The following is a 26,394-nucleotide window of genomic DNA, read 5'->3' on the forward strand; positions in this document are numbered from 1 at the left end:
AAAACCGCTATTTTTAGCGGTTTTTTTATTGGATCTCCATACTTTCTTATTGATATATACCTACAATTCAGTTTCATCAAAAAAAGATATATTTGAAGAACTTAGAATTAACTAAACACTATTTTATGAAAAACAAGTTCTTATTCATTATTTCCCTATGTTTCTCTACAGTCCTATTTGCGCAAGATCAGGATGTAGTTATTAAAAACATTATTAAAGAAGCTTCAGATAATTCTCAACTGGAAAAGCTAGGTCATGAACTTTTAGATGTAGTTGGTCCCAGATTAGTTGGTACCCCAGAAATGAAACAAGCCAATGATTGGGCTGTTAATAAATATAAAGAATGGGATATTTCTGCAGAAAATCAGCAATGGGGAGAATGGAGAGGTTGGAAACGCGGAATCACACATATAGATCTAATAGAACCTAGAGTTAGATCACTTTCTGGAATGCAGTTGGCTTGGAGTCCTAATTCTGGAAAAAAACCTATTGTAGCTGAAGTAGTTATTTTACCAGAAGCTACAGATTCTTCTAATTTCGCAAAGCTATTGTCTGGGGTAAAAGGTAAATTGGTAATGATCTCTATGCCGCAAATGACCGGAAGGCCAGATTATAATTGGGAAGAATTCGCTACAGATTCTTCTCTTGTTAAAATGAAAGAAGATAGAAAAGCACAGTCTGACGCGTGGTCAGATAGAATGACCAAAACAGGATATACAAATAGAAATATTTCTGAAGCTTTAGAAAAAGCTGGGGCAGCAGGAATTATCACCTTAAACTGGTCTAGAGGATTTGGAGCAAATAAGATTTTCTCTGCTTCCACTAAAAAGATCCCAACTATAGAGCTTTCTTTAGAAGATTATGGAATGGTTTATAGATTGGCTGAGTATGGAGATAAACCTAAATTAAGATTAGTTGCAGAATCTGAAGAATTGGGAGTTGTACCAACATTTAATACGATAGCAACCATTAAAGGAACAGAAAAGCCTGAGGAATATGTAATTCTTTCAGCACATTTTGATTCTTGGGATGGAGCAACAGGAGCTACAGATAATGGAACTGGTACTATGGTGATGATGGAAGCAATGAGAATTCTTAAAAAAATGTATCCAAATCCAAAGCGTACTATAATTGCAGGACATTGGGGTAGTGAAGAGCAAGGTTTAAATGGGTCTAGAGCCTTTGTAAAAGATCATCCAGAAATCGTAGACAATGTTCAGGCATTATTCAATCAGGATAATGGAACAGGAAGAGTAGTAAATCTTTCTGGAGGAGGATTTTTAAATTCGTACGATTATCTAGGAAGATGGTTGGAAGCAGTGCCAGAAGAAATTTCTGGTCAAATTGAAACTACCTTTCCTGGGATTCCTGGTGGTGGCGGATCTGATTATGCATCATTCCTTGCTGCTGGAGTTCCTGCTTTTAGTCTAAGTTCTATAAGCTGGTCTTATTGGAATTATACCTGGCATACCAATTTGGATACCTATGATAAAATTGTGTTTGATGATGTTCGTAGCAACGTGATACTTACCGCAATTATGGCATATATGGCAAGTGAAGATCCTGAAAAGACTTCAAGAGAAAAAAGAGTTTTACCAATTAGCAAGAGATCTGGTGAGCAAATGACTTGGCCAGAGGCTAGAGATGCTACTAGAAAAGGCGGATTGGATTAAAAAAAATAATTACTTAAGATTTGCAAACCAACTAAAAGACTATTTATTTTTTAGTTGGTTTGCTGCTTTTGTATACCCACCTCCAGCACCATCTACAAAATGAATATGGTCATCTTTCTTCATATCTCTAACATAACAAGACATTACACTTTGTTCACTTACATGAAGCCCATATTTTATCTTTCCTTTTTCCTCTAAGTGATTTAGGTAAGAGGTCAAAGATTCTCGTTGCTGCGGAGTTCCAGTAATCACGGTATTAATTCTCCCATCAATCGTTAACGTATCTGTTAGTTCTACTAGCTTCTGTAGATAGGTTTTTCCTGCTGTAGTATTTTTTAAATAATATTTACCAAATTTTGTAGTCAACCAATTCTTAAAGAGGTAGAAGGCGTCGTATCTGCCTAATTTGGTGCGCATTTCATCGTTCAATTTTCTAAGACTTGCCTTAAGTTTTAATCGTTTTACTGAGATAGGTTTTCTACTATTTACGGAACCATAAATAGTATCTATATTCTTTAAAACTTTAGAAAACACCTCTGAAGGATCTACTTCATTACAGGCTATTACTATCAGACTAACAACTTCCTGATTTGATTCTGGCGGATTTATTTTATCCCACTTACACTCCATGCCTTCTAAATTTAGAAGATCAGGAATTTTTTTGCTTTCGTTACTGGAATCTTTAAAATCGGCTTTTATTTGTCTTTCTGCATACTGAAGACCTTCCCCAAGAACTATTGGAATTGTTAGAATATCATTTATTTTAACTTTTGAGATCTGCAACTCGATCTCTTTGCTATAGATCTCCTTTATGGAAAGCATTCCAATTTTTAGTTCAAATCCAAAATTCTCCAGAGTGTTTATTCTATGCTGATTTAAAGCTGCCATTGAGCCGTTCATTAATTCCGAAGGTATTAGCATAGTAGCACCATCACCTCCAAAGAAAAAAGGGATGGTTATTTTTTTTGAATATGCTAAATTTAAAATAGCAATAACACTTCCGGTTGCTACTAAATTAACCTGATCGTGATTACCATTTTTAATAGCATCAGTAGAATTCTTTATATCTGCAGCAATTACATACCAATCTTCAGGAACTTTAGAAAAAAGTGATTTATTGGCAACCAGATCACTAATAGAAATTGTTTGTAAGTCTAGCCTGGAGTAAAAGTTCAGACTGGTTGAGGTTGCCATATTTAATTTTAGAATTTTAGTCGATCGGATAACCGTAAAATTTCCCCTTCTATATTTTTACTGAAATAATATAAGAGGGGATATAATAGGTTATTTACAGTCTAGTTTAAATCTGCTCCAACTGGTTTAGAACAATCATGTCCTGGTTGCCCGTGTGGTGGATTTACTGCAGGAGTATCTCCTCCATTAACTCTCACAGGAGAAACATTTGGATTTTGAATTGTGCCATTTTGCTGAAGGCTTGTGCTGGCAGCTTGATCTAAAGGAGCGCCTACAGGAAGATCGCAACGGTGTCCTGGTTCTCCATGAACGGGGTTTAATGCAGCCGTAGTTTTGGAATTGTCTTTAGCTTCTACTTCTAAATTAGCCGGTGATGCCTCAACTTCTTTATTTTCGTCTTTACAAGCGATCATTGTACTTAAACTTAATGCAATGATGGTAATATTTAAGAGTCTATTTCTCATAATTATAGTTTTTAAATTCAGTAAAAATCTATTTAAGTATCTAATTTACAATCTTATTTAATTCTTCTTGACTTACATTTAGTAATCCAGAGGCGGGTAGTCTCAAGGTCATTGTTCTCCAATTATCTTCTGCTTCAAATATAGCTTTAAATATAGGGATAGCTTCCTCGAACCTTTTACTATTTGCAAGTGCAACCGCTTTCCAATATCTCATTTCTAAATTATCAGGAAATAATTTTTCAGCACTTCCATATTGCTTTAAAGCTTCGTCTACATCTTCTGCTTCCATTGCTAGATCTCCCTTATTCATGAATTCATAAGCCCTTGCTACAGTTAAGAGCCTTTCTAGCTCTACTAAAGGTTCTGCATTATCATCTACTCTAAGATCTATTATTTTATCTTCCCAAGAATTCTCTACTTTATTTGCTCCTACTACAATTAAGGCAGCAGATTGTTTTCCCCGAATATCCCCTCCTGCATTTTGTGCAGCTTGTAGCACCTTAACCACTCTCTCTGCAAGAGGAAGTTCAGAATGTTCCAAAAAGGCAGCTTTCATTGCCGGTACTACTTTATCGTTAAGCATCATATTTGCTTGTACAGAGTAATTTTTTCCAGTATAATGAAAAGCAGATTCCACACAACTGCTACCTGTATGCGCAGCTGTTCTTCCAGAAGAATCCAAAAATGCAACTTGTCTATATTCTTCTCCCTCATCTTCAGCAACTAATTTCTCTAAAGCCTGAGAAGCAGATTTTCCTTCTTCCATAAGTTTTAAGCCGTTTGGACCATAAGCTGGATTAACGAAAGATTGAGTAGCAACAACTCCAACCCCAGATTTTCCCCAAGCCACCAATGGCCCTACAGAGAACCAATGACTTTGAACACCCACGGCCATTTCTCCAGTTACAGAATCTCGGGCAACTATAGAAAATGTATGTGCAAAGGGGTCTTTCATAATAGGATGGGTTTGGGCAGTTATAGTCCCTAAGAACATTAAGCCTATTAGGAATATAAGTGTGTGTTTATAATTTTGGATCATACTTCATATTTTATTTAAAAATAGTAAAATTATACCTATTTACTACTGAACTTGATTCTACAAGCAATAGAGGGAATAAGAATATAGATGATTTATTTAATACCTTATAAGTTATACATTTATATAACATAAAAATTGGCCTCGTAGTTCAACGGATAGAATAGAAGTTTCCTAAACTTTAGATCCAAGTTCGATTCTTGGCGAGGTCACAACCTATTTAAATATCTATTTATCAACATTATAACAATGGGTTAACAAAATTTAATTTCTTCATTATTTAATTTTGTAATGTATTAACCACTAAACAGAAATCAAATTATGGAAGCTATTGAAAAAAAGATTAGTCATGGCTTGTTCATCCTGTTATTGATACTATCATTTGGTAGTATCAAAGCACAAACTGAGGATGACGAAATGGACATGAAAAGTGAAAATCATATAGAAAATATGCAGGATCATGAGAAGCTTATAAATGATGCCAATGAGGCTAAAACTATTTTCATGAATAGTAATGCTGAGGTTAAAACCTTATTTAATTCTTCTGCAGGATATGTTATTTTTCCAAATGTGGGAAAAGGCGCATATATTGTTGGTGGAGCGGCTGGTAATGGCGTAGTTTTCGAAAATGGGGATATTGTTGGTTTGGCTAAGTTGAAACAGATTGATATTGGGTTACAGTTGGGTGGTCAAGCTTTTAGACAAGTGATCTTTTTTGAAACCCAAGAACAACTAAATGAATTTAAAAAAGGGAATTTTGAACTTTCTGGAAATGTTTCTGCAGTAGTTGTGGAGGAAGGGAAAGCAAAAAGTATAGATTTCACAAATGGTTTGGCTGTGGCAACCATGCCCAAAGCTGGTGCCATGATTGAAATAGCCGTGGGCGGTCAAAAATTTGAATATGAAGCGCTCCCGTAATTAAATAAATTATTCAAATTCATAAAGAACTCCGAATTTTTATCTAAAATTCGGGGTTTTTTATGGGAAAAACCTAAATTCTGAATAATTTAAAGTATAAACGAGGCGTAATTACTAGAACTTCTTTAATTTTAAATTTCAAGTAATTATTACGCTTATGAGATCCAAGATCACCCTAAAAGATTTGGCCAAATTATTAAATGTTTCAGTTTCCACAGTCTCAAAATCACTGAATGGAAGCCCAGAAATAAGCGAGAATACAGTAAAAAGAGTAAAGGAATTAGCAGAGTTGCATAATTATAGCCCTAATCTTACTGCGGTTAATCTCAAGCGAAAGAGCACAGGAAATATCGCAGTGATCGTTCCTAATATTTCAAATACGTTTTTCGCAAAAGTATTAGGTGGAATAGAGAATGAAGCTAGAAAAAATGGATATCAGTTAATAACCTACATCACTAATGAGTCTTTAACAGTTGAAAAACAAATCATGGAATTGATCTCTAATGGATTGGCAGATGGGGTGTTAATGTCTGTTTCTGCAGAAACTCAAAAATCAAAAAATTACGAGCATATATATAGGTTCACCGAATATGAGATCCCTGTGGTATTATTTGACCGAATTAATGTGGATCTTAGCTTAGATAAAGTGGGGGTAGATGATATGCAAAGTATTTATAATGCCGTCCAATATCTAAAATCTAAAGGTCTTAGTAAAATAGGTTTGGTTTGTAGTATTGGAGATCTTGGTCTTGCCCAAGCTAGAATAGATGGATATAAGGCTGCTATGAGCGAACCAAGTATTGCATTTCCAGAGGAGTTTTTGATCGTGTCTAACGATCCCGAGAACTTAAAAAAGCAACTTAGTCTTGTATTGGAAAATAATGTAATGGAAGCCTTTGTAACCTTAGATTATTTAAGCACACTTTTAACCTCAAGAGTAGTACAGGAAAAAGCATTAAATATTCCAAAAGATATTAAGATAATTGGATATGTTAATGAAGATTTCGCACCATTTCTTTGGCCCTCAATTTCATATATAGATCAGCATCCACTAAATATAGGGGAAACTGCTACAAAATTACTGGTTAAAAGAATTAAAGAACCTCAGCCAAAAGAGACTGTAGAAAAGGTTTTAAAAACAGAGATCATTCATTTAGATTCTACACTTTTATAATCGCAAAAACACATATCTCGATCTAATAGTTTCACTAGGTTCTCCTAATTAAAAGTGAAATAACAGTCACTTAACATAAAGGCATTATAGCAGTAATTATCTTTGTTTTACAAACCAAAATAAAGAGAATTATGAAAATATTTAAATCGAATTTATTAAAACCTGTCTTAGCTTTATTGGTAGTAGTAATGTCTAGTTGTGGAGCTACTCAAACTACTTCTGCAGATATTATGGCAGATTCCAGAGACGCAAAAGCTACAATTTCTAAAAGCCATCCTCAGGTAGCAGAATTATTTGACACCTCAGTTGGTTATGTGATCTTTCCTAATGTAGGAAAAGGAGCCTATATAATTGGAGCAGCTTCAGGACATGGGACGGTTTATCAAAATGGCGCCTTAATAGGATATTCTAGTATGAAACAGGTGGATGTTGGATTACAAGCAGGTGGGAAATCGTACATAGAGGTTATATTCTTTCAAACTCAAGATGCTTTAAATAGATTTAAAAGCGGTAGTTACGAACTGTCTGGTAATGCATCTGCAGTACTTTTAGAGGAGGGAGTTTCTAGAGATGTAGAATTTAGAGATGGTGTTGGTGTTGTTACCAAACCAAAAGCTGGAGCCATGGCAGGAATTTCTGTTGGTGGACAAAAATTTGAATTTGATGCTATTCAATAAATAGTACTCCAAAATATCTTAAAACCGATCCTTGATATTGTAAGGGTCGGTTTTTTTATTTATTAAATTTGAATACTTATAAAATAGATAGTCATGAACATTAGACCAAAATTATTGATTTTTGATGTCAATGAAACATTGCTAAATATGGAACCTTTAAAGAACTCTATAAATGAGTCTTTAAAAGATGAAAGAGCTTTTGATATCTGGTTTCCTACTTTATTGCAATATTCATTAGTGGAAACTATTACTAAAAATTATAAGGATTTTTCTGAAATTGCTGAATCAACTTTAAAAATGACAGCTCACCAACTGGATGTTTCATTGACAGCCGCACAGATAAAGAGTGTCTTAAGTCCGATTACAAAATTATCGGCATATCCTGAGGTTTCAAATACTCTTGAAGTTTTAAAAGAAAAGGGATTTAAACTCGTTGCGCTTTCCAATGGAAAACCGCAGGTTGTAGATGAACAATTAAAATATGCAAAGATCCATCACTTATTCGATAAAGTATTGAGCATAGAGGAAGTTAAAAATTATAAGCCACATGTTTCTACCTATCATTGCGCCTATTCATTAATGAATGTATTACCAGAGGACACTATGTTAATTGCAGCCCATGGTTGGGACATTGCAGGTGCAAAAAGAGCGGGAATTCAAGCAGCTTTTATAGCTAGACCTGGAAAATCATTATATCCTTTAGCATTAAAGCCAGATATTACAGGATCTAATCTTAATGAGATTACAACTTTATTGTTAGCTCTGTAATGCAACAATTAGCATTCATATAAATTAATTGACTTTTAAAGCTAAGATATATTAAAAATAAAAAAGCGAAGCCAGAGCTATTAGATCTGGCTTCGCTTTTTAACTTGAAAAATTGTTCGATTTAGAACTTAAATCCGAAGGTGAACACTACTCTGTTTCCTTCTTCACTTGTATAGTATCCTACATTTCCTGTAAAAGCACTAAATCCGTTTATAAATACAGAACCACCATAACTGGTGTGCCAATCTTTAGAGTTATCATTATTTACCCAGACTCTTCCATAATCAAAACCTCCAGTTAATCCGAATCTTAAAGGTATGAATGAAGTTTTTATCTTCCCTAATCCTATTCTAAGATCGGTACTTTGATAAAAACTACTTTTACCATTAAAACGTTGATTCCTAAAGGCTCTTAAATTATCATTTCCACCTAACATGGCAGCGTGGTAAAATTCATATTTATCACTAATAATAACCTCTCCACCAATTTTAGTAGCAAGTACAATTATTCCGCTACTGTGTAATGGGTAATCTATAGAAATAGACGGTTTAACGTAACCTAGCTCATTATCATTATCGTCTATATTAATCTTATACCCCGCAGTAAGATCAAACTCCATCCCTAATGTTGGATATGCTGGGTTTTTCCTTTTATTTAAATAATTGTAATTAACTTCTGCTCCTGCATAGATCTGATCTTCAAATACATCGTTATTTGCTTGGAATCTATCTCCTATAAATCTTTTTGTATCTCTTTCAACTTCTAAAGATTCTAGCATAGTACTGAATTGGAATCTGCTTCCTCTTCTGTTTGTCCAGATTAATGAGGGTGCAAAATGCCATTGTTCTATGTTCACTCTGTTGTAATCTAGATCTACATCACTATCATCATATACAGTTTCATTCCCACTTCCAAAGTAATTCAGAGTAAAATTTGGACTTGTGTAGTATGCATCTATTCCAAGATTCCAATTGTAGAAAATATGAGCAAATTCTCCGAAATAGCTTAATTCTAATCCCTGAGTATCAAAAAAGTAATTCACTCCTAAAGTATGCTGAGTTGTAAAAGGGTTTTTAACCAGGCCGTAAGTGGTATAGGTATCTGAAACTCCAACATTAACGCCAGCATCAGAACTAAAACCAACTACTGGAAAAATGCTGTTCTGGGTAGTTTTGCGCTTGGTGAAATTGTAATTATTGATTTCGTAAGAGTCTACTAACCATTTTTTACCAGCTTTTTCTATAGTATTGTCCTTAGACTTATAATCATATAGTTTAGTTTTTCTGGAATTCTCGAAATTATAAATGTCGTTTTCTTCGCCTCCTAAAACTTTCAATTTTATTAGGTCGTTTCCTTTTCCTTCAATTTTAAATTCATCGTCTCCATCTAGACCATAGATCCAAATCTCTTTAGTTTCCTTGGAATTATAGCTATTTTCAAAAACAACTTCATCCTTACTCGATATCTGAATATCTGTAATTCCGTCTTTCTTTCGAGTAATAAGGAATTTATCTTCTTTATCTGTTCCTGTTATAACATTAAATTTATTTAAATACTCATAATAATTCCGAGCAACAGCCATTAAATTATCCCGACGAATTTTCAAATTCTTTTTGATGTTCACTATACTTTCATCTTGCACTTCTTCAGGAACATTGTTAAATGCGTCTTCAATTTTAGCATCGGTGATATTTGCTTGAATAAATTTTACTTGCTCTTCCCAATCCTGCCAACTAGAAGTTTGAATGATCATATTATCCATGGGATATCCCGCAGTATTAAACCATTTAACACTCTTTATTGAAGAATTGAATGATTGCATTGCTCTAAACGGTGGGAAGCCTAATTTTAATAGAGAAATTATTGGACCATCATATTTAGAAAAAGCTTGATCTCTGTCTCTTGGAATTACTTTATATACTTTTTTATCATCCTCCTCTTGAAATTCTGCCCATCTAAACTGGTCGTCATGTCTATCCCAATCTCCTACCAACATATCAAAGATTCTAGATTTAATATATTCCCTTTCATCTACGCTTGCATCCTTAGATTCCAACAATTCTAGTCTAAGGTCTGAAGAGCTTAAAATATCATCGGGAGTTCCAAAGATCTCCATATTTTTATTTTCATCTCCCACGTGTTCTTCCAGCATATATAACTCATCTCCATACTCATCATTAAATACACCTAATGCTTCTTGTTTTGGCACGTAATATATTTTCGGACTCACATGAAGAATATCTACATCGTCCATTAGATCATTTAATGCGTAGGGTGCGTAAGGATGTGCAGTAGTATAATAATCCATCACAATTCTTTCAGCGACAGTATTCTCTACAATATCTCCTAAATAATGCTCTTTTACATTATTCTGAATAAAACGAATTGCGCTTTTTCTTAGAGCTCTTAGCGTATATTCATTTTCGCTATCATTTATTAGTCTTAGAGATCTAGATTGATGTCCACCGCCTTCAGTAATTGGTTTCACATTTCCTGGCAGATCATCCAAGAATAATACTGGAGCATTAATTGGTTTACTATAAATATCACGGTAATGCTCTCCCCAAACCCATTTGTATAATCCAGTTTTATCTGTTTCTTCTTTTGTGTATACTGAAGAAACCGCAGTTTTACCATAAGTGTCTTTAGGCTTATAAGAAACTTCATCTAATGAGGTTCGTTTTCTCTGAATCTCTTTTTCGAACAAGAATTTGGAATCTGTGGCTGTAGACTCATAAAACCTAACGAGAGAACTACCATCTTTAAATAAGATGAGTTTTGCATATCCATTTTTATCTGAAGCAAAATGTCCTTTTTTCTCTGCTCTAGCATTTTGAGTTTTAGCTGCTGCTCCACTTATAATTTGTGGCACTTCATGATGATCTAAATATTGAAGATTTTTATCGTTCCCAGAAACAAAAATTACGTCATCAAATTCACGCGCAGTAGCTTCCAATATATTATGTAGTTTACTCTGTTCTGCATTTTGATAGGTTTGATCTGAAAAACCTGCAACTTTTTTAATGAAACCGTATTTGGTACTGCTCAAAATAGGGTGATGCACTGCTACAATAACAGTTTTACCATAGTTGTCCTTTAATTCATCTCTAAACTCTGCAAAGAACTGCTCTCTAGTTTTAATTTCACATTTATTATTAATGTAAGGGTGATCATCCCAATTTTCTAAATACCATTGAGAATCTATCATGATAAGCGCTACATCGTCGTTAATCTCTTCGCTTTCAATAGGACAGCCATCATTTGGCCAAAATTTCGCTTTGCTGTTATCTTGTAAAAAAGATTCCAGATCGTCTATGCTAATATGTCCTTTTTTATTCCATTCATTCACCCCAGGAGTGAAGATCACATTCCCATTAAATTTATCTATTGGATCTAATAATGAATTCTTTAGGTATGCTTCTGTCTTCTTTTGAGCATCGTCTTTAGATGGATAGCCTTTTTTTGTAATATTTCCTACAATTAATAAAGTCGCGTCTTTGTCTTCTTCTGAAGACTTAATGATCCCATTTAATACCTCTTGCGAGGTCTTATCATTTTTATCCAAAGCAGTATTGGCTGTGATATAAAAGGTATGGGCAACTTCTTTTCCTTGAGTCGCACTTTTGTCTTGTGCAAAACCTGAAGAAAAAATGCTGAAAAGAAATAAAAGACTGAAGTTCGAGAAGTTAAAAATTCGGTGGGAACTTCTTAAAGTAGTAGACTTGTGCATATTATAATAGTTGTTAAGATCTTATTTTATTAGTTTAATACATAGGGAAAACCGCTAAAAGCAAGCAAGATTCAAAAAAAATAACATATGTAAATAAATTTTAACGTACTATAACATTTTTGATAACTTCGAGTTAAACGCTCGTTTCAAATTAGTATAGAATTCATTTTTTTTGAATTTTTTATTATTCAATAGAATTGGGGTTAATTTTTATTAATAGGATCAAGTTTTCTAAATAGCTTTTATACTTTCAACTGATTTATTGTGGAATAAAATTTAAATTAGCTTCAAAACCATAATCTTGAGATTTTTCTTCTTTATAATTGCTTTATATACTTTTTCTGGATTTTCACAGGAATTGCCCCCAGTGATCAATTATAGTTCCACAGTCTATGATGCGGGAAATCAAAATTGGATGATCTCCCAATCAGAAAATAAGAATTTATATATCGCAAATGGAACTGGACTTCTAGAATTTAATGGAGCTGAATGGAGTTTGTATCCAGTACCTAATAATACTATAGTAAGATCTGTGAAAGCTGTTGGAGAAAAGATCTTTACTGGTGCATATATGGAAGTAGGGTATTGGGAGAAAAATGATTTTGGCACATTAGATTATACCAGTTTATTAAATAAGTTTCCAGATAAAGTTAAAGATGGAGAACAGTTTTGGCATATAGAGAATAGTGAAGATATTATGATCTTTCAAAGTTTTGAAAAATTGTATTTATATAATCTTCTCACAGATAAGGTGACCACTGTAAAAACTGATAATTCTTCGCCAATCACCAACCTTTTTAAAGTAGATGAGAATATCTACTTTCAACAAGAAGGCTTAGGAATCTTCCAAATTAAAAATGGGAAACCAGTATTGGTGATTCCTCCTGAAATTATTGGAAATTTAGAAGTGGTAAATCTCTCATTAAATGAAAATGACCTTAGAATAATATCTAAGTCTGGTAAATTCCATACTTGGGATGGAGCTCAATTAATTGCTTTTAATGAAGAATTAACCAAGGTCCTTAATGGGCTAAGTATTTTTTGTGCGCTGAATCTAGCGGATGAGTCGTTGATTCTAGGAACGGTTGAGAATGGAGTTTATCAAGTTAACTCAAAGGGGGAAGTTTTGCAAAATTTTAATCAGACCAATGGTCTATTAAATAATACAGTACTTAGTTTATTCGAAGATGTAGATAGAAATCTCTGGGCTGGATTAGATAATGGGCTTGGTGTGATAAATCTTAATTCAGATTTCGAAATATTTCAGGATAAGAATGGTAAAATCGGTTCTGTTTACACTTCACTTAAGGAAAAGGAATATTTATATCTAGGTACAAATCAAGGTTTATATTACAAAAAGGATGGAGAAAGCGCATATACTTTTATTCCAGGAACCAACGGTCAAGTGTGGAGTTTGCAGAATATAGATGATATTATATTTTGCGGTCACAATACTGGAACATTTATAGTGAAAGATGGTATAGCTAATAAAATTGCTGATAGATCTGGTACGTGGAAAGTTGTAAAACTGGAGCAGTATCAGGATGTGTATCTACAAGGACATTATAATGGGCTAAGTGTTTTAAAACTTACTGGAGACAAATTAATAGCATCTCCTATGTTAAAAGATTTTCCACATTCCTCTAAATCCATTGTTTCTAATAAAAATGGAGATGTATGGATTGGAAATGAGCATAAAGGAGTTTTTAAAATTAGATTGAACGATTCCCTAACTAAAATAAGTAAAATCAAAAACTATCCTTTTAAAGGAGTTTCGGGAATTACATCAAGTATTTTTAAATTTAATGACACTCTATATTATTCTACAAGAGCAAATATATTTCAATACATTCCGAGTTTAGATAAATTCAATTCGCAGAACGAGTTGTCAAAGATCACAGCTAATTTCAATAAAGTTTCGGGTACTATTATAAATGATGGGGTAGATAAGATCTGGGGATTTACCGAAAGTTCAATTTTTAACGTTGGCCTTTCCAAATTGAGATCTGGCTATAATTTAACGCCCATTTATCTTCCTAAAGAACTTAGAAATATTACTATTGGACATGAAAATATTACTGTGCTGGATAATGACAAATATATAATTGGAGTTTCCAATGGGTATTTAATTTATAATCAAAGGGCAATATTAGATCATGAGTATGAGATAAAAATTAACAAATTAAGCAATGCAACGGTAGAGAATAATCCAATTTTAGTTCCTTTAAACCGGAAATCAGTTTTCCCGTATAAGTCCAATAACATTAATATAGAATATAGCGTAGCAGAATTTGAAAAATTTATTTCTCCGGAATATAGTTATAGACTTATAGGTTTAAATTCCAATTGGAGTAGATGGAGCAAAAATCCTATTGCAACTTTCAAAAACTTGTCTTTTGGAGATTATGAATTTCAAGTAAAAGGAAAGATTGGAGCTAATACTACAGAAACGATATCCTACTTTTTTAAAATTTCAAGGCCTTGGTATTTAAGTTGGATAGCATTAACTAGTTATGTATTACTTTTTCTAACTATCCTGTGGTTAATTCATAGAGCAAATTTGAGGCATCATAGAAAGATTAATTTAGAAAATGAGAAGGAACTCAAAATGAAAAATCTTGAAGCCGAACAAAAGATCATTAAGCTTCAAAATGTTCAATTGGAAATGGACATGTCTAATAAGAATAAAGAACTCGCTGTCTCTACAATGAGCTTAATTAAAAAGAATGAATTTCTTACTAACATAAAAGATCAATTAAAAGAATCTGAATCTTCTAAAGTAAAATCTGTTATTAAAACAATAGACAAAGATATCAATGAAGAAGATAACTGGAATTTGTTTAGAGATGCTTTTAATAATGCAGATAAGGAGTTCTTTAAAAAGATAAAATCTAAGCATCCAGATCTTACTTCTAATGATCTTAAGTTATGTGCATATTTAAGATTGAATCTCTCATCAAAAGAGATCGCTCCGCTTCTCAACATTTCCGTGAAAAGTGTAGAAATTAAACGATATCGTTTGCGTAAAAAAATGCTTTTAAACCGAGATGTGAATCTTGTGGAGTATATTCTCGCAGTTTAAACCTTTACATTTCGTATTTAAAACTATACATAAACTCTACAAACAGCAGTTTTAGGATGAATTATTAAAGGAATGTAACTACCTTTTAATAAGCATATTCCAATTATACACCTAGCTATTACTAGGCTTCAGAATTTATCTACATATTAATATTCATCTGTATATATTTTGTAAAGGTGGATTTTCTCAATTCTTAAGACTCTATTAATATATTGCTAATGCAATTTTAACAAATTTTCAAATGAAAAGATTTACATGTTTATTAATTGTCCTTTTTGGGGGAATTGTTTCTATGTTTTCGCAATCGATTGCGGTACAAGGAACCGTCACCGATGAGAATAATGTTCCACTATTAGGAGTAAATGTATTAGTGAAGAATGAATCGCGTGGAACGACCACCGATTTTGATGGTAATTTTAAGATAGAGAATGTAAAATCAGGAGATATTCTTCAATTTTCTTATATCGGATTTTTACCAAAAGAGTTTACAATTACCGGTAATCAGTCTTTGAATGTTCAATTATTAACCGATTCAGAATCTTTAGAGGAGGTAGTAGTAATTGGATATGGGACACAGGCTAAAAAGGAAATAACTGGAGCTGTAAGTGTAGTAGGGTCTAAAACTATTGAAGAGCTTAATCCAGTTAGAGTGGAACAAGCGCTGCAGGGAAGAGTTGCCGGTGTAAATATTACATCTACTTCTGGTTCGCCAGGTAGTGCTGCTACAATTAGTATTAGAGGGATTTCTACCAACGGAGATTCCAGACCTTTAATTTTGGTAGATGGCGCAGTTATAGAGGATCTAAGTGTAATTAATCCAAATGATATAGAAAGTATTAGTGTTCTAAAGGATGCTACTGCTGGTATCTATGGGGTAAGAGCAGCAAATGGTGTTATTTTAATTACAACAAAAGGTGGTCAGAAAAACACTGATCTTAGAGTTGAAGTCGATACTTATACTGGCGTTCAGGAAACAAGTAGAAAATTACCTGTATTAAATGCTACAGAATATGCAGTGATAATAAATGAAGCTTTTGCGGCTGGCGGTCAAACTCCTCCGTTCAATGATTTTAGTGTTCTAGGAGAAGGCACAGATTATCAAGATGAGATATTTAGAGAAGCATTTATATCAGATGTAAATGTGAACATTTATGGAGGTGGAGAAAAAGCGACCTATTCTGCAGGGGGAGGTTATTTAAATCAAGATGGTATTGTTGGTGGATCTGGAACCAATTTTGAACGAGTTTCTGCTAGAGGAAGTTTTGATTATGATATTCTAGAAAATTTAAAACTATCTACCACATCTATATATACTCATTCCAATAGAAGTACACTTTCTGAAAATTCTTTAGGATCTGTGTTATTTAACGCTATTAATATGGCTCCAACAATTCCTATTTTCGATGCAGATGGGGAATATAGTTTGGCAGAAGGTTTAGGGAACGAAGTTATTAACCCTATTGCACAAATAGCGAATACATACAACAATGCACAAGTAGATAAAATAACAGGAACTGTTGGATTAGCATATGACTTTTTTGATCACTTTACAGCAGAAGCCAGATATCAATTTAATTATTCTGAAGTAAGGGAGAACAGTTTTTTCCCGGAAGCATTCTATGGTTCAGGGAAAGTTTTTAATATTAGTGAGGGCAGAAATGTGGTGAACGAAAGCACAGATTATTATAGAGATTATACTTTTGATGCTTTTATTTCTTATAATAACTCTTTCAACGATGTTCATAATGTTACCGCTCTTTTAGGAACATCTGTATTTAAAACTACTGGTGATTCTTATGGATTTACAGGCTTTAATATCCCAGGGAATATATACGAAAATGCAAGCATAGAAAACGCATCAGATGTAGTAGATAATTACTTAAATGTAAGCAACAGGATCTTCGACTCTAGGTTGCTTTCCTATTTTGCAAGACTTCAGTATAATTATGATCAGAAGTATTTAGTGTCTGCTGTTATTAGGCGAGACGGATCTTCTAACTTCGGCCCTAACAATAAATTTGGTTATTTTCCATCTGCCTCGGTAGGGTGGGTAATGAGTGAAGAAAGCTTTTTTGAGAACAATATTGTAAACTTCTTTAAATTAAGAAGTAGTTATGGTATTCTTGGAAATGATCGAATTGGAGCATATGGATACACCTCACTTTTAGATGCGGAGGGAGCTTATGTGTTTGATAACACTCTGTATTATGGTGTTGCTGCAGGTAGACTTTCTAATCCTAATTTACAATGGGAAGAGCAAACCGCTTTCGATATAGGTATAGATGCGAGATTATTTAACTCCAAATTAGATCTAACCGTAGATTATTTTAAAAGACAAACAGATAACCTATTATTGGTGCCTCAAGTTTCAGGGATCTTAGGAGTAGGTGCTCCAGGTGCTGGTGCTCCAATTGTAAACGCTGGTTCTGTAGAAAATAAAGGATGGGAGTTCTCACTTTCATACAAGGAAGTGGTTTCAGACGATTTCGATTTCAATATCAGTTACAATCTTACCACCTTAGAAAATGAAGTATTATCTGTAGCAAATGAAAATGGGTTTGTTTCCGGCGGATTCTTTGCAGTAGGTCAAGGAGAAGATCCAGCTAGAATGGAAGCCGGTCAGCCTATTGGTTACTTCTATGGATTGGAAACTAATGGAATTTTTCAAAATGCTACAGAAATAGCAAATTCTGCAACCCAAGTTAATGCCAATCCTGGGGATCTTCGTTATGTAGATCAGAATAATGATGGTGTTATTGATACAGATGATCGTATAAATATTGGAGATCCTATTCCAGACTTAACCATGGGACTTAATATAGGCTTCAACTTCAAGAATTTCGATTTCTCTGCTTATGCCTTTGCTTCTGTTGGGAACGAAATCGTTAGAGCATACGATAGAAATGAAATACGCACCAATAAAACCTCTTATGTTTTGGATAGATGGACAGGCTCAGGAACCTCAAATGTGTATCCAAGAGTAAATATTGGTCCCAATTCTAATAATGTATTTTCAGATTTTTATGTTGAAGATGCCTCTTATGTAAGATTGCAAAATGTACAATTAGGATATAGTTTAAATAATAGAATCACAGATCAGCTTGGGATTAGAAAACTGAGATTCTACGTATCTGTGAATAATGCTTTCACTTTAACAGAATATAACGGATATGATCCTTCTGCCTCATCTGGAGATCCAATTGGAGGAGGTATAGATCAAGGATTTTATCCTGTACCTAGGGTTTATTCTGCAGGTTTAAACTTTAAATTTTAATAAAAATGAAGATGAAAATAAACACACTCAAAAACCGAATTATCTTCACTTTAGTAGCATTTATGGCTATTTCTTGTAGTGACGATTTTGTGAATGTAACTTCTGAAAATGAAAGTGCAGATAACTATTTCAATTCTGAAGAAGAATACCAGCAAGCATTAATTGGAGCTTATGATCTTTTACAAGCTACCTATCTAAATGTTATGATTGGTGAAATAGCATCAGACAATACCTTAGCTGGTGGAGAAAGCGCTAATGATGTTATTGGATTTCAACAAATTGATAAAATGACGCATAATCCTTTGAATCAACAATTACGGGATATATGGAATTGGATGTTTGCCGGTGTAAATCGCGCAAATTATATTCTTCAATATCAAGATAAAACCGAGTTTGATGGAAGAACACAAGTAATTGCTCAAGCTAGATTTTTAAGAGCCTACTATTATTTTGAATTGGTTAAATTCTTTGGTGCTGTACCATTGGTTATAGATAAGCCTCTAGCTTTTGGTGATCAATTCGATATCGCTCGTACGCCAGCTTCAGAAGTATATGATCAAATAGAAGCAGATCTAATTTTTGCTGCAGAAAACCTTCCAGCTAATCAAGCTCAAAAGGGACGAATTACTTCTGGAGCTGCAAATGCTCTTCTGGGAAAAGCCTATTTATACCAAAATCAATTTAGTGAAGCGGCAGTAGCTTTAGAAAAAGTGATCGCCGGACCTTATATGTTGGTAACAGACTACGAGAGTATTTTTGAACCAGAAGGTGAAAATGGAACAGAGTCTGTATTCGAGGTTCAATATACAGATGAAGAAGGCGCTGGTTTTGGATGTCTACAATGTAGTGAAGGAAATGTAGCTGTTGGTTTTAATGGAATAAGGAATTTCAATGGTCCTACTTTCGATTCTGGTTTTAGTTTTAATTTACCCTTGCAAGAAACTGTAGATGCTTTCGAGGCTGGAGATATTCGCAAGGATGTTGCCATATTGGATATTGAAGAGTTTGCCTCTCAAACAGGAGCTACTTACGTAGAGGGATATGAGCATACTGGCTATTACAACAGAAAATATATTGCAAGAAAAGGAGATCTTAATACAGGAGATGCCAATCTTACCAATCCAAATAATTACCGAGCTATCCGGTTTGCAGATGTTTTATTGATGGCTGCGGAAGCTAATTTTAAAAAATCACCTCCAGATGAAGGAAAAGCCAGAGAGTATTTAAATAGAGTTCGAGTACGAGCAGAGTTAGATCCTGTACAACTTTCTGGAAATGCATTATTAGATCAAATATATAAAGACCGTAGATCAGAACTAGTTGGGGAAGGTCATCGATTCTTTGATCTTGTACGTACAGGAAGAGCCGCTAGTGCTATAGACGGTTTTGTAGTGGGTAAGCATGAATTATTTCCAATTCCAGCAATCGAGATACAACTTGCAGGGAATAACTGGGAGCAAAATCCAAATTATTAAAAATTAAATAAAACGAATAAAGATGAAAATATTTAAATTTTTAGCGATGCTAACAATCTCGGTCCTTTTATTTACTGGATGTGAGAAGGAGGAGATTACAAATTATGCTTTCCAGGAAATCTCTGCTCCTACGAATGTAAAAGCCAATTTTGATGTGGCTCAAGATGATTCTGGAAAAGTTACCATCACTCCTAGTGGTGAGGGTGCACAAGTTTTTCAGGTTTATTTTGGAGATGGCGATGATTCCCCATTAGAGGTCGCTCAAGGTGAGACAGTCTCTTATACTTATGGAGAAGGGGAATATCTTGTAAAAGTGATTGCTGTTGGCTCTACGGGTCTTACTAGTGAATTTAACCAGAGATTATTGATCTCTTTCAGAGCTCCTGAAAATTTAGATGTAACTATAACACAGCCTGCGAGTAATCCTGCTATGATAAGTGTAAGTGCAGCTGCAGATTTTGCCGCAACTTTCGATGTGTATTTTGGAGATATAGAAGAGGAAGAACCAACTCAGTTAATGCCTGACGGTTCTATAGATCATATTTATGCAACTCCTGGAACATACACAGTTCGTGTAGTTGCTAAAGGTGCTGGGGTTGCAACAACAGAAACTACAGTAGAAGTGGTAGTTCCAGAAGCAAACGACCCTGTAAAACTGCCAATAACATACGATATTCCAACTGTAAATTACGCGCTTGGAACTTTTGAAGGTGCAACTTTTGAAGTAGTTACCAATCCATTCCTTTCTGGTGCAAATACAGCAGAGTCTAGAGTTGGAAAACTAGTTAATAGTGGAAGTCTTTATGAAGGTGGTGCTTATACTTTAGTAGAGCCAGTAGATTTTAGTGGAGCTAATAAAACTATTTCAATGAAGTTTTATTCAGATAAACCAATATCTGTACTTGTAAAATTTGAAGGAGGAACAAACGATGATCGTCCAAATGAAGTTGCTGCATCTCATGGCGGAACTGGATGGGAAGTTTTAACATTCAATTTTGCTACAGATGCTGTTAAAAGTTATTTAGATGGAGATCCAGAAAATGGAGCTTCGTTTGTACCAACTGGGAAATATAGCTCGATGGTGATTTTTGCCGAAATAGGTAAAACCACAACAGGTACTTTCTATATAGACGATATTGAACAAGAAGCTTTAAATACAGATCCGTTTAAATTACCGGTAGATTTTGAAGGGGCTATTTCTTACACTACGGGTGAGAATAGTGTTGCTTTTGAAGTTGTAACGAATCCTAAGCAATCTGGGATCAATGATACAGATACCAAAGTAGGTGCGGTTAAAAATACTGGAGTAGCCTATGAAGCTTTATCCTTTATGCTTGATGAAGCAATAGACTTTTCTGGTGTGAATAAAATTATAACTATCAAGGTTTTCTCTGAGACTGCATATCCTGTTGTACTTAAACTAGAAACTGGTGTAAATGGAGAGCGAGCTAATGAGGTTGAGGTGAATCATGGTGGAACTGGATGGGAAGTATTGAGTTTCGATTTTAATAATGCTAGAAAGAGTTATATAGACGGTAATCAAGGAGTCGGGGAAGCTTTTGTGGCAGTAGGAGAATATGATAATATATCTCTTTTCCTAGACTTTGCAGGAACAACGGCAGGTACTTTCTATATAGATGATATCGAATTGGAAGGAATGGAAAGCACTTCTTTTAAATTACCCGCAACTTTTGATGGGCCTGTCACTTATACTACTGGAGCTAATAGTGTTGCTTTTGAAGTTGTAACGAACCCTAAGCAATCTGGGATCAATGCTACAGACACAAAAGTTGGTGCGGTGACTAATACAGGGGTTGCATATGAAGCTTTATCCTTTATGCTTGATGAAGCAATAGATTTTTCTGGAACCAATAAAACCATAACTATGAAGGTTTTCTCTGAAACTGCATATCCAGTAGCACTTAAACTAGAAACTGGTATAAATGGAGAGCGAGCTAATGAAGTGGAAGTGAATCATGGTGGAACAGGATGGGAAGTTTTGAGTTTTGACTTTAATAACGCCAGAAAGAGTTATATAGATGGGAATCAAGGAGTAGGTGAAGCTTTTGTAGCGGTAGGTGAATATGATAATATATCTCTTTTCTTAGATTTTGCTGGTACTAGTGCTGGGACTTTCTACATAGATGATATCGAACAGAAATAGAAAAAAATAAACTATGAAATACTATAGAATAATTTTTAGCTTATTGGCAATTGCCCTCTTATTTTCAAGTTGTCAGGAAGATGATCTTGGTTTGGAATCAATGATGGTACCCTCCAATATCTTAGTTAATACAGATATTAGCACAGATGGTTCTGGGATCGTAGAATTTACGGTATCAGCAGATAATGCGATCTCTTATCAGTTTAATTTTGGAGATGGCACAACAGGTTCTACCTTAGATGGAACTTTTACTAAACGTTTCAGTAAAAACGGATTAAATACCTATTTGGTAAACGTGATCGCATATGGAACAGGTGGTATTAGTAGTTCTAGAGCTATAGAAATTGAAGTTCAAAGTGATTTCTCAGACCCTGAAACTAAACAATTCTTAACAGGTGGTAGTTCCAAAAAATGGTATGTAGCCTCTTATTTACCGGGTCATTTGGGTGTTGGTCCTTCTTCTGGAGATGGTTTTGATTCTCCTATTTATTATCAAGCGGCTCCTTTTGAAAAAGCGGGTACAGAGGCTAGTAGTTGTTTTTATACAGACGTTTTAACATATAGCACAACAGGGGAAGATAACCTGACTTATGAATTAAATAATAATGGACAAACCTTCTTCAACGTAGATTATGTGGGACAATTTGGTGGGCCAACAGGAAGTGGAGACCAATGTATAGATTTTGATACGAGCGGAGTTAGAAATGCCACTTTATCTCCTGCAAGTTCAGGAATTGCAACTTCTAGAGGTACGCAAATAGATTATTCTAATGCTGGTTTTATGAGTTATTACATTGGAGCAAGCTCTTATGAAATATTGAGTATAGATGAAAACAGTATGTATGTTAGAGCAGTAATGGGAAATAATCCTGCACTTGCATGGTATGTTAAATTCACGACTCTTTCCTACGACCTTCAAAATGCCGAAACCGGTGGAGGTGAAGAAACAGGATTTGAATCTGATTTTGATACTCTATTATGGGAGTCAGATTATCAAAACGCTACATCTTTAGATACCAATACATGGAATTTTGAAATTGGAAATAATAATGGCTGGGGGAATGATGAAAAACAATATTATACAGATTCTAACACATCTATTATAGATGGTAATTTGCTTATTACTGCAAAAAGAGAATCTGAAAGTGGTTTTGATTATACTTCGTCCAGAATTACAACTCAAGATAAGTTTGAATTCACTTATGGTAGAATTGAAGCTAGAGCAAAATTACCAGCAGGTGCTGGAACTTGGCCTGCGATCTGGCTGTTAGGATCAAATTTTAATGAAGTTGGATGGCCTGAGACTGGTGAAATCGACATTATGGAACATACTGGTAACAGCCAAAACACCATCCATGGAGCATTACATTATCCTGAAAGATCGGGAGCAAATGCAGATACAGGCGCTACAGTGATTGAAAATGCAAGTACAGAATTTCATATTTATACGGTAGAATGGTCTGCAGAAAGAATTTGGTTTTTGGTAGATGGTGAGGTTTTTCATATGTATGAGAACAATGCAGATTCGCCATTTAATAAAGACTTCTTCTTGATCTTAAATGTTGCCATGGGTGGAACCTTTGGTGGAGCTATTGGAGATGATTTTCAAGAATCGTCGATGGAAATAGATTACATAAAAGTTTACCAATAAGTTTATATAATTAGCCAAAATTATCTGGAGGAAATTATTTCCTCCAGATATTTATTTGACAAAAATGAGAAAGAAACCCTTACAAATACTTATTCTCTTATTAAGTTGTGCTTCAGCACTTAGTCAGAATTCTAAAATCCCTAGCTCTATTGAAAATATAGAGACAAAGGTAGATTCTGTGTTGTCCTTAATGACCTTAAAAGAGAAAGTCGGACAATTAGTGCAATACAATGGTAGTTGGGATCTTACGGGTCCTGCTTCAGAATTGGACAGTAAACAAAAAGAAACCAATCTTAAAAATGGATTGGTAGGTTCTATGTTAAATGTACTTTCTGTAGATGCTACCCGAGAGGCACAAAAACTCATTGTGGATAACTCCAGAATGAAGATCCCGTTAATCTTTGGTTACGATGTAATTCATGGATATAAAACTATTTTTCCTGTGCCACTTGGTGAAACAGCCAGTTGGGATTTAGAAGCTATGGAACTTTCTGCTAGAATTGCAGCTATAGAATCTGTTGCAGAAGGAATTAATTGGACTTTTTCACCAATGATAGATGTTTCCAGAGACGCACGTTGGGGTAGAATAATGGAAGGTTCCGGGGAAGATCCTTATCTAACTTCGGTTGTGGGAGTAGCTAAAATTAAAGGATATCAGGGTGACGATCTTTCCAATCAGTTAACCATCGCAGCCACTGCTAAGCATTTTGCAGGTTATGGTTTTGCTGAAGCCGGTAGAGATTATAATACTGTGCATTTAGGTGAAAATGAACTTCATAATACAATACTTCCTCCTTTTAAAGCGGCGGCTGAAGCAGGAGTAGCAACTTTTATGAACTCTTTTAATGAGATCGATGGAATCCCTTCCACAGGAAATAAATATCTGCAAAGAGATATTTTAAAAGGAGAATGGGACTGGAAAGGTTTTATGGTATCAGACTGGGGTTCTATCACGGAAATGATCTACCATGGATTTGCCAAAGATAAAAAGCAAGCTTCACAAATAGCTATTAATGCAGGTAGTGATATGGATATGGAAGGTGGCGCTTATGAATCTAGTCTTGAAGAATTAGTAATTGAGGGAACCGTAGATATAGCAATGGTAGATGATGCTGTTAGGCGTGTACTAAGAGTTAAGTTTAAATTAGGACTATTTGAGGATCCTTATAAATATTCAAATCCGGAGGTTAAAAAGAATATTTCTTATGAAGAGCACAGAAAAGCAGCACGAGAAATTGCTGCAAAATCTATTGTGCTTCTTAAAAACGAACAAGAGCTGTTGCCAATTAAAACTTCAGTAAAAACTATTGCTGTTATAGGTCCTTTGGCAAATGATAAGGATGCACCAATTGGAAATTGGAGAGCGCAGGGAGAAGCAAATTCTGCAGTATCTGTAGTAGAAGGAATTAAAAATGCAGTTGGGAAAAACACCAAGGTGAATTATTCCTTAGGAACTTCCTTGGGAACAAGCGAACGAGCCTTCTTATTGCCTTTGGAGATCAATAAAACTGACAGATCCGGATTTAAGGAAGCTATAGACTTAGCTAAGAATTCAGAGTTGGTGGTAATGGTATTGGGAGAAGATGCATTTCAGGCAGGTGAAGGAAGAAGTCAGGCAAAAATTGGATTAGCGGGGCTTCAGCAAGAACTTTTAGAAGAAATTAAAAAGGTAAATAGCAATATAGTTTTAGTGCTTATTAACGGAAGACCTATGGAGATCTCTTGGGCTTCAGAAAATCTTCCTGCTATAGTTGTAGCATGGCAATTGGGAACGGAAAGTGGAAATGCGATTGCAGATGTGTTATTCGGAAAGTACAATCCGTCAGGGAAATTACCGGTATCATTTCCTAGACTGGTAGGACAGGAACCTTTATACTACAATCAGAAAAATACAGGAAGACCTTCAAATGATCAACATGTTACCTATTCTCATTATACCGATGTCAAGAAAGATGCATTGTACCCTTTTGGATACGGATTAAGCTACACGCAATTTGAATATGGAGATGTATCACTTTCAGGAGTAGAAATGAATTCAGAAAAGGATTTAGAAGCAAGTATCACAATAAAGAATACTGGTAAAGTAAAAGGTAGAGAAGTGGTGCAATTGTATCTTCAGGATATTATTGGGAGCAGAACAAGACCTGTAAAGGAGTTGAAAGGCTTTCAGCTAATAGATCTGGAGCCGGGAGAAACGAAAACAGTGAGTTTTAAGATCACTAAAAAAATGTTAGAATTCTATACTGCCAATAGGATTTGGGAAGCAGAAGTTGGTGATTTTAATATATTTGTTGGAGGTAACTCCAAAGAATTAAAGGCTGCCGAGTTTACTTTTAAGAATTAGAAATTGTCCTTTTATGAATTATAAAGTTTCCATTTTCGTTATAAGCGTCTTGTTTTTTACCTCTTGTGCCCCCAAGATCTTTCAGGATAATTTTGATGGTGACTCTTTGAATATGGATTATTGGAGTTACGAAGAAGGAAATGGTTGCCCAGATCTATGTGGTTGGGGTAATAATGAACTTCAAACCTATAATAGGGATTATGTTAAGGTAGAAGATGGAAATCTTGTAATTACTGCTGTTAAAAAAGGAGATCAATATTTCTCAGGGAAAATCAACACCAAAAATAAAATCGAGTTTCAATATGGAAGTATTGAGGTAAGGGCTAAATTAGCAACAGCTAAAGGATTTTGGCCTGCATTATGGATGCTGGGTGCAGATGTTAATGAGGTAGGTTGGCCAGCTTCTGGGGAAATAGATATTATGGAATATGTTGGTAAGGAACCAGGGAAGGTTTTCACTTCTTTGCATACTCCTGCAAGTCATGGCAATACCATTAATACTAAAAAAACTATGATCCCTGGAATCGAGGTGGGTTATCATATTTTTAAGGCAGATTGGAGCAAGGACAACATTAAATTTTATGTAGATGATGCTTTGTTGTATACATTTGTTCCAGAAGAGTATAATGATAAGCATTACCCCTTTAGAAAGCCCTTTTATTTTTTGATCAATCTTGCGATTGGTGGAAATTTAGGAGGTGCAGTTGTGGATGATTCTGCATTGCCTCAAAAACTTTACGTAGATTACATTAAGGTTACCAAATTATAAA

General features: G+C 34.6%; 16 protein-coding genes and 1 tRNA gene. 13 read left to right on the forward strand and 4 right to left on the reverse strand.

The genetic code is table 11. From position 1 onward, the window contains the following. Nucleotides 1–125 precede the first annotated feature (125 nt). Nucleotides 126–1,673 carry a M20/M25/M40 family metallo-hydrolase gene (locus tag BC962_RS02505; protein WP_121344351.1) on the forward strand — a complete coding sequence of 516 codons (1,548 nt, stop codon included), beginning with the start codon at nucleotides 126–128 and terminating at the stop codon, nucleotides 1,671–1,673. A gap of 39 nt (nucleotides 1,674–1,712) precedes the next feature. On the opposite strand, the gene BC962_RS02510 is transcribed toward BC962_RS02505, so the two are convergent. The 3 genes from BC962_RS02510 to BC962_RS02520 all read right to left on the reverse strand — a co-directional run bounded on the left by BC962_RS02510 (nucleotide 1,713) and on the right by BC962_RS02520 (nucleotide 4,370). Next, nucleotides 1,713–2,867 (reverse strand): DUF3095 family protein, encoded by a 1,155-nt coding sequence (locus BC962_RS02510; RefSeq protein ID WP_121344352.1) that lies wholly within the window; start codon nucleotides 2,865–2,867, stop codon nucleotides 1,713–1,715. Nucleotides 2,868–2,968: 101 nt separating this feature from the next. Then, on the reverse strand, nucleotides 2,969–3,331 hold the full coding sequence (locus tag BC962_RS02515; RefSeq protein ID WP_121344353.1) for a hypothetical protein: 363 nt from the start codon (nucleotides 3,329–3,331) through the stop codon (nucleotides 2,969–2,971). 40 nt (nucleotides 3,332–3,371) lie between these two features. Continuing rightward, nucleotides 3,372–4,370: a DUF1028 domain-containing protein gene (locus BC962_RS02520; RefSeq protein WP_245983985.1), complete on the reverse strand. Its 999-nt coding sequence runs from the start codon at nucleotides 4,368–4,370 to the stop codon at nucleotides 3,372–3,374. A gap of 137 nt (nucleotides 4,371–4,507) precedes the next feature. On the opposite strand from BC962_RS02520, the gene BC962_RS02525 reads away from it, so the two are divergent. The 5 genes from BC962_RS02525 to BC962_RS02545 all read left to right on the forward strand — a co-directional run bounded on the left by BC962_RS02525 (nucleotide 4,508) and on the right by BC962_RS02545 (nucleotide 7,904). Then, a tRNA-Arg gene (locus BC962_RS02525) sits at nucleotides 4,508–4,579 on the forward strand. A 109-nt stretch (nucleotides 4,580–4,688) separates the two neighbouring features. Continuing rightward, entirely contained in the window at nucleotides 4,689–5,285 is a 597-nt protein-coding gene (locus BC962_RS02530) for a lipid-binding SYLF domain-containing protein (protein WP_121344354.1), read from the forward strand. Between the two features lie 157 nt (nucleotides 5,286–5,442). Continuing rightward, nucleotides 5,443–6,459 (forward strand): LacI family DNA-binding transcriptional regulator, encoded by a 1,017-nt coding sequence (locus BC962_RS02535; protein WP_121344355.1) that lies wholly within the window; start codon nucleotides 5,443–5,445, stop codon nucleotides 6,457–6,459. 131 nt (nucleotides 6,460–6,590) lie between these two features. Continuing rightward, on the forward strand, nucleotides 6,591–7,136 hold the full coding sequence (locus tag BC962_RS02540; RefSeq protein ID WP_121344356.1) for a lipid-binding SYLF domain-containing protein: 546 nt from the start codon (nucleotides 6,591–6,593) through the stop codon (nucleotides 7,134–7,136). A gap of 93 nt (nucleotides 7,137–7,229) precedes the next feature. Then, nucleotides 7,230–7,904, forward strand: coding sequence for a haloacid dehalogenase type II (locus BC962_RS02545; protein WP_121344357.1), 675 nt, complete (start codon nucleotides 7,230–7,232; stop codon nucleotides 7,902–7,904). Nucleotides 7,905–8,025: 121 nt separating this feature from the next. Here BC962_RS02545 and BC962_RS02550 read toward each other — a convergent pair whose 3' ends face one another. Beyond that, nucleotides 8,026–11,634, reverse strand: a complete 3,609-nt coding sequence (locus tag BC962_RS02550; protein WP_121344358.1) for a metallophosphoesterase family protein — start codon at nucleotides 11,632–11,634, stop codon at nucleotides 8,026–8,028. A gap of 301 nt (nucleotides 11,635–11,935) precedes the next feature. Between BC962_RS02550 and BC962_RS02555 the strand changes: the two genes are divergently transcribed. The 7 genes from BC962_RS02555 to BC962_RS02585 all read left to right on the forward strand — a co-directional run bounded on the left by BC962_RS02555 (nucleotide 11,936) and on the right by BC962_RS02585 (nucleotide 26,393). Further along, complete coding sequence (locus BC962_RS02555; RefSeq protein ID WP_245983987.1) at nucleotides 11,936–14,716, forward strand: helix-turn-helix and ligand-binding sensor domain-containing protein; 2,781 nt, start codon at nucleotides 11,936–11,938, stop codon at nucleotides 14,714–14,716. A 241-nt stretch (nucleotides 14,717–14,957) separates the two neighbouring features. Beyond that, nucleotides 14,958–17,990: a SusC/RagA family TonB-linked outer membrane protein gene (locus BC962_RS02560; RefSeq protein ID WP_121344359.1), complete on the forward strand. Its 3,033-nt coding sequence runs from the start codon at nucleotides 14,958–14,960 to the stop codon at nucleotides 17,988–17,990. Between the two features lie 5 nt (nucleotides 17,991–17,995). Continuing rightward, nucleotides 17,996–19,465: a RagB/SusD family nutrient uptake outer membrane protein gene (locus BC962_RS02565; RefSeq protein ID WP_121344360.1), complete on the forward strand. Its 1,470-nt coding sequence runs from the start codon at nucleotides 17,996–17,998 to the stop codon at nucleotides 19,463–19,465. Between the two features lie 22 nt (nucleotides 19,466–19,487). Continuing rightward, nucleotides 19,488–21,629: a hypothetical protein gene (locus tag BC962_RS02570; protein ID WP_147405610.1), complete on the forward strand. Its 2,142-nt coding sequence runs from the start codon at nucleotides 19,488–19,490 to the stop codon at nucleotides 21,627–21,629. Between the two features lie 13 nt (nucleotides 21,630–21,642). After that, nucleotides 21,643–23,280, forward strand: coding sequence for a family 16 glycosylhydrolase (locus BC962_RS02575; RefSeq protein WP_121344362.1), 1,638 nt, complete (start codon nucleotides 21,643–21,645; stop codon nucleotides 23,278–23,280). A 64-nt stretch (nucleotides 23,281–23,344) separates the two neighbouring features. After that, on the forward strand, nucleotides 23,345–25,624 hold the full coding sequence (bglX, locus tag BC962_RS02580) for a beta-glucosidase BglX (RefSeq protein ID WP_121344363.1): 2,280 nt from the start codon (nucleotides 23,345–23,347) through the stop codon (nucleotides 25,622–25,624). 13 nt (nucleotides 25,625–25,637) lie between these two features. Continuing rightward, nucleotides 25,638–26,393: a glycoside hydrolase family 16 protein gene (locus BC962_RS02585; protein ID WP_121344364.1), complete on the forward strand. Its 756-nt coding sequence runs from the start codon at nucleotides 25,638–25,640 to the stop codon at nucleotides 26,391–26,393. Nucleotide 26,394: the final 1 nt, after the last annotated feature.

The sequence above is a fragment of the Gillisia mitskevichiae genome (genome assembly GCF_003634585.1).
In the GTDB taxonomy this organism is placed as follows: Bacteria; Bacteroidota; Bacteroidia; order Flavobacteriales; family Flavobacteriaceae; genus Gillisia; species Gillisia mitskevichiae.

Bases quoted from the DNA above. Each gene is read 5' to 3' on its own strand.
- BC962_RS02505 (WP_121344351.1), top strand. From the start codon at position 126: ATGAAAAACAAGTTCTTATTCATTATTTCCCTATGTTTCTCTACAGTC.
- BC962_RS02510 (WP_121344352.1), bottom strand. From the start codon at position 2,867: ATGGCAACCTCAACCAGTCTGAACTTTTACTCCAGGCTAGACTTACAA.
- BC962_RS02515 (WP_121344353.1), bottom strand. From the start codon at position 3,331: ATGAGAAATAGACTCTTAAATATTACCATCATTGCATTAAGTTTAAGT.
- BC962_RS02520 (WP_245983985.1), bottom strand. From the start codon at position 4,370: ATGATCCAAAATTATAAACACACACTTATATTCCTAATAGGCTTAATG.
- BC962_RS02530 (WP_121344354.1), top strand. From the start codon at position 4,689: ATGGAAGCTATTGAAAAAAAGATTAGTCATGGCTTGTTCATCCTGTTA.
- BC962_RS02535 (WP_121344355.1), top strand. From the start codon at position 5,443: ATGAGATCCAAGATCACCCTAAAAGATTTGGCCAAATTATTAAATGTT.
- BC962_RS02540 (WP_121344356.1), top strand. From the start codon at position 6,591: ATGAAAATATTTAAATCGAATTTATTAAAACCTGTCTTAGCTTTATTG.
- BC962_RS02545 (WP_121344357.1), top strand. From the start codon at position 7,230: ATGAACATTAGACCAAAATTATTGATTTTTGATGTCAATGAAACATTG.
- BC962_RS02550 (WP_121344358.1), bottom strand. From the start codon at position 11,634: ATGCACAAGTCTACTACTTTAAGAAGTTCCCACCGAATTTTTAACTTC.
- BC962_RS02560 (WP_121344359.1), top strand. From the start codon at position 14,958: ATGAAAAGATTTACATGTTTATTAATTGTCCTTTTTGGGGGAATTGTT.
- BC962_RS02565 (WP_121344360.1), top strand. From the start codon at position 17,996: ATGAAGATGAAAATAAACACACTCAAAAACCGAATTATCTTCACTTTA.
- BC962_RS02570 (WP_147405610.1), top strand. From the start codon at position 19,488: ATGAAAATATTTAAATTTTTAGCGATGCTAACAATCTCGGTCCTTTTA.
- BC962_RS02575 (WP_121344362.1), top strand. From the start codon at position 21,643: ATGAAATACTATAGAATAATTTTTAGCTTATTGGCAATTGCCCTCTTA.
- bglX (WP_121344363.1), top strand. From the start codon at position 23,345: ATGAGAAAGAAACCCTTACAAATACTTATTCTCTTATTAAGTTGTGCT.
- BC962_RS02585 (WP_121344364.1), top strand. From the start codon at position 25,638: ATGAATTATAAAGTTTCCATTTTCGTTATAAGCGTCTTGTTTTTTACC.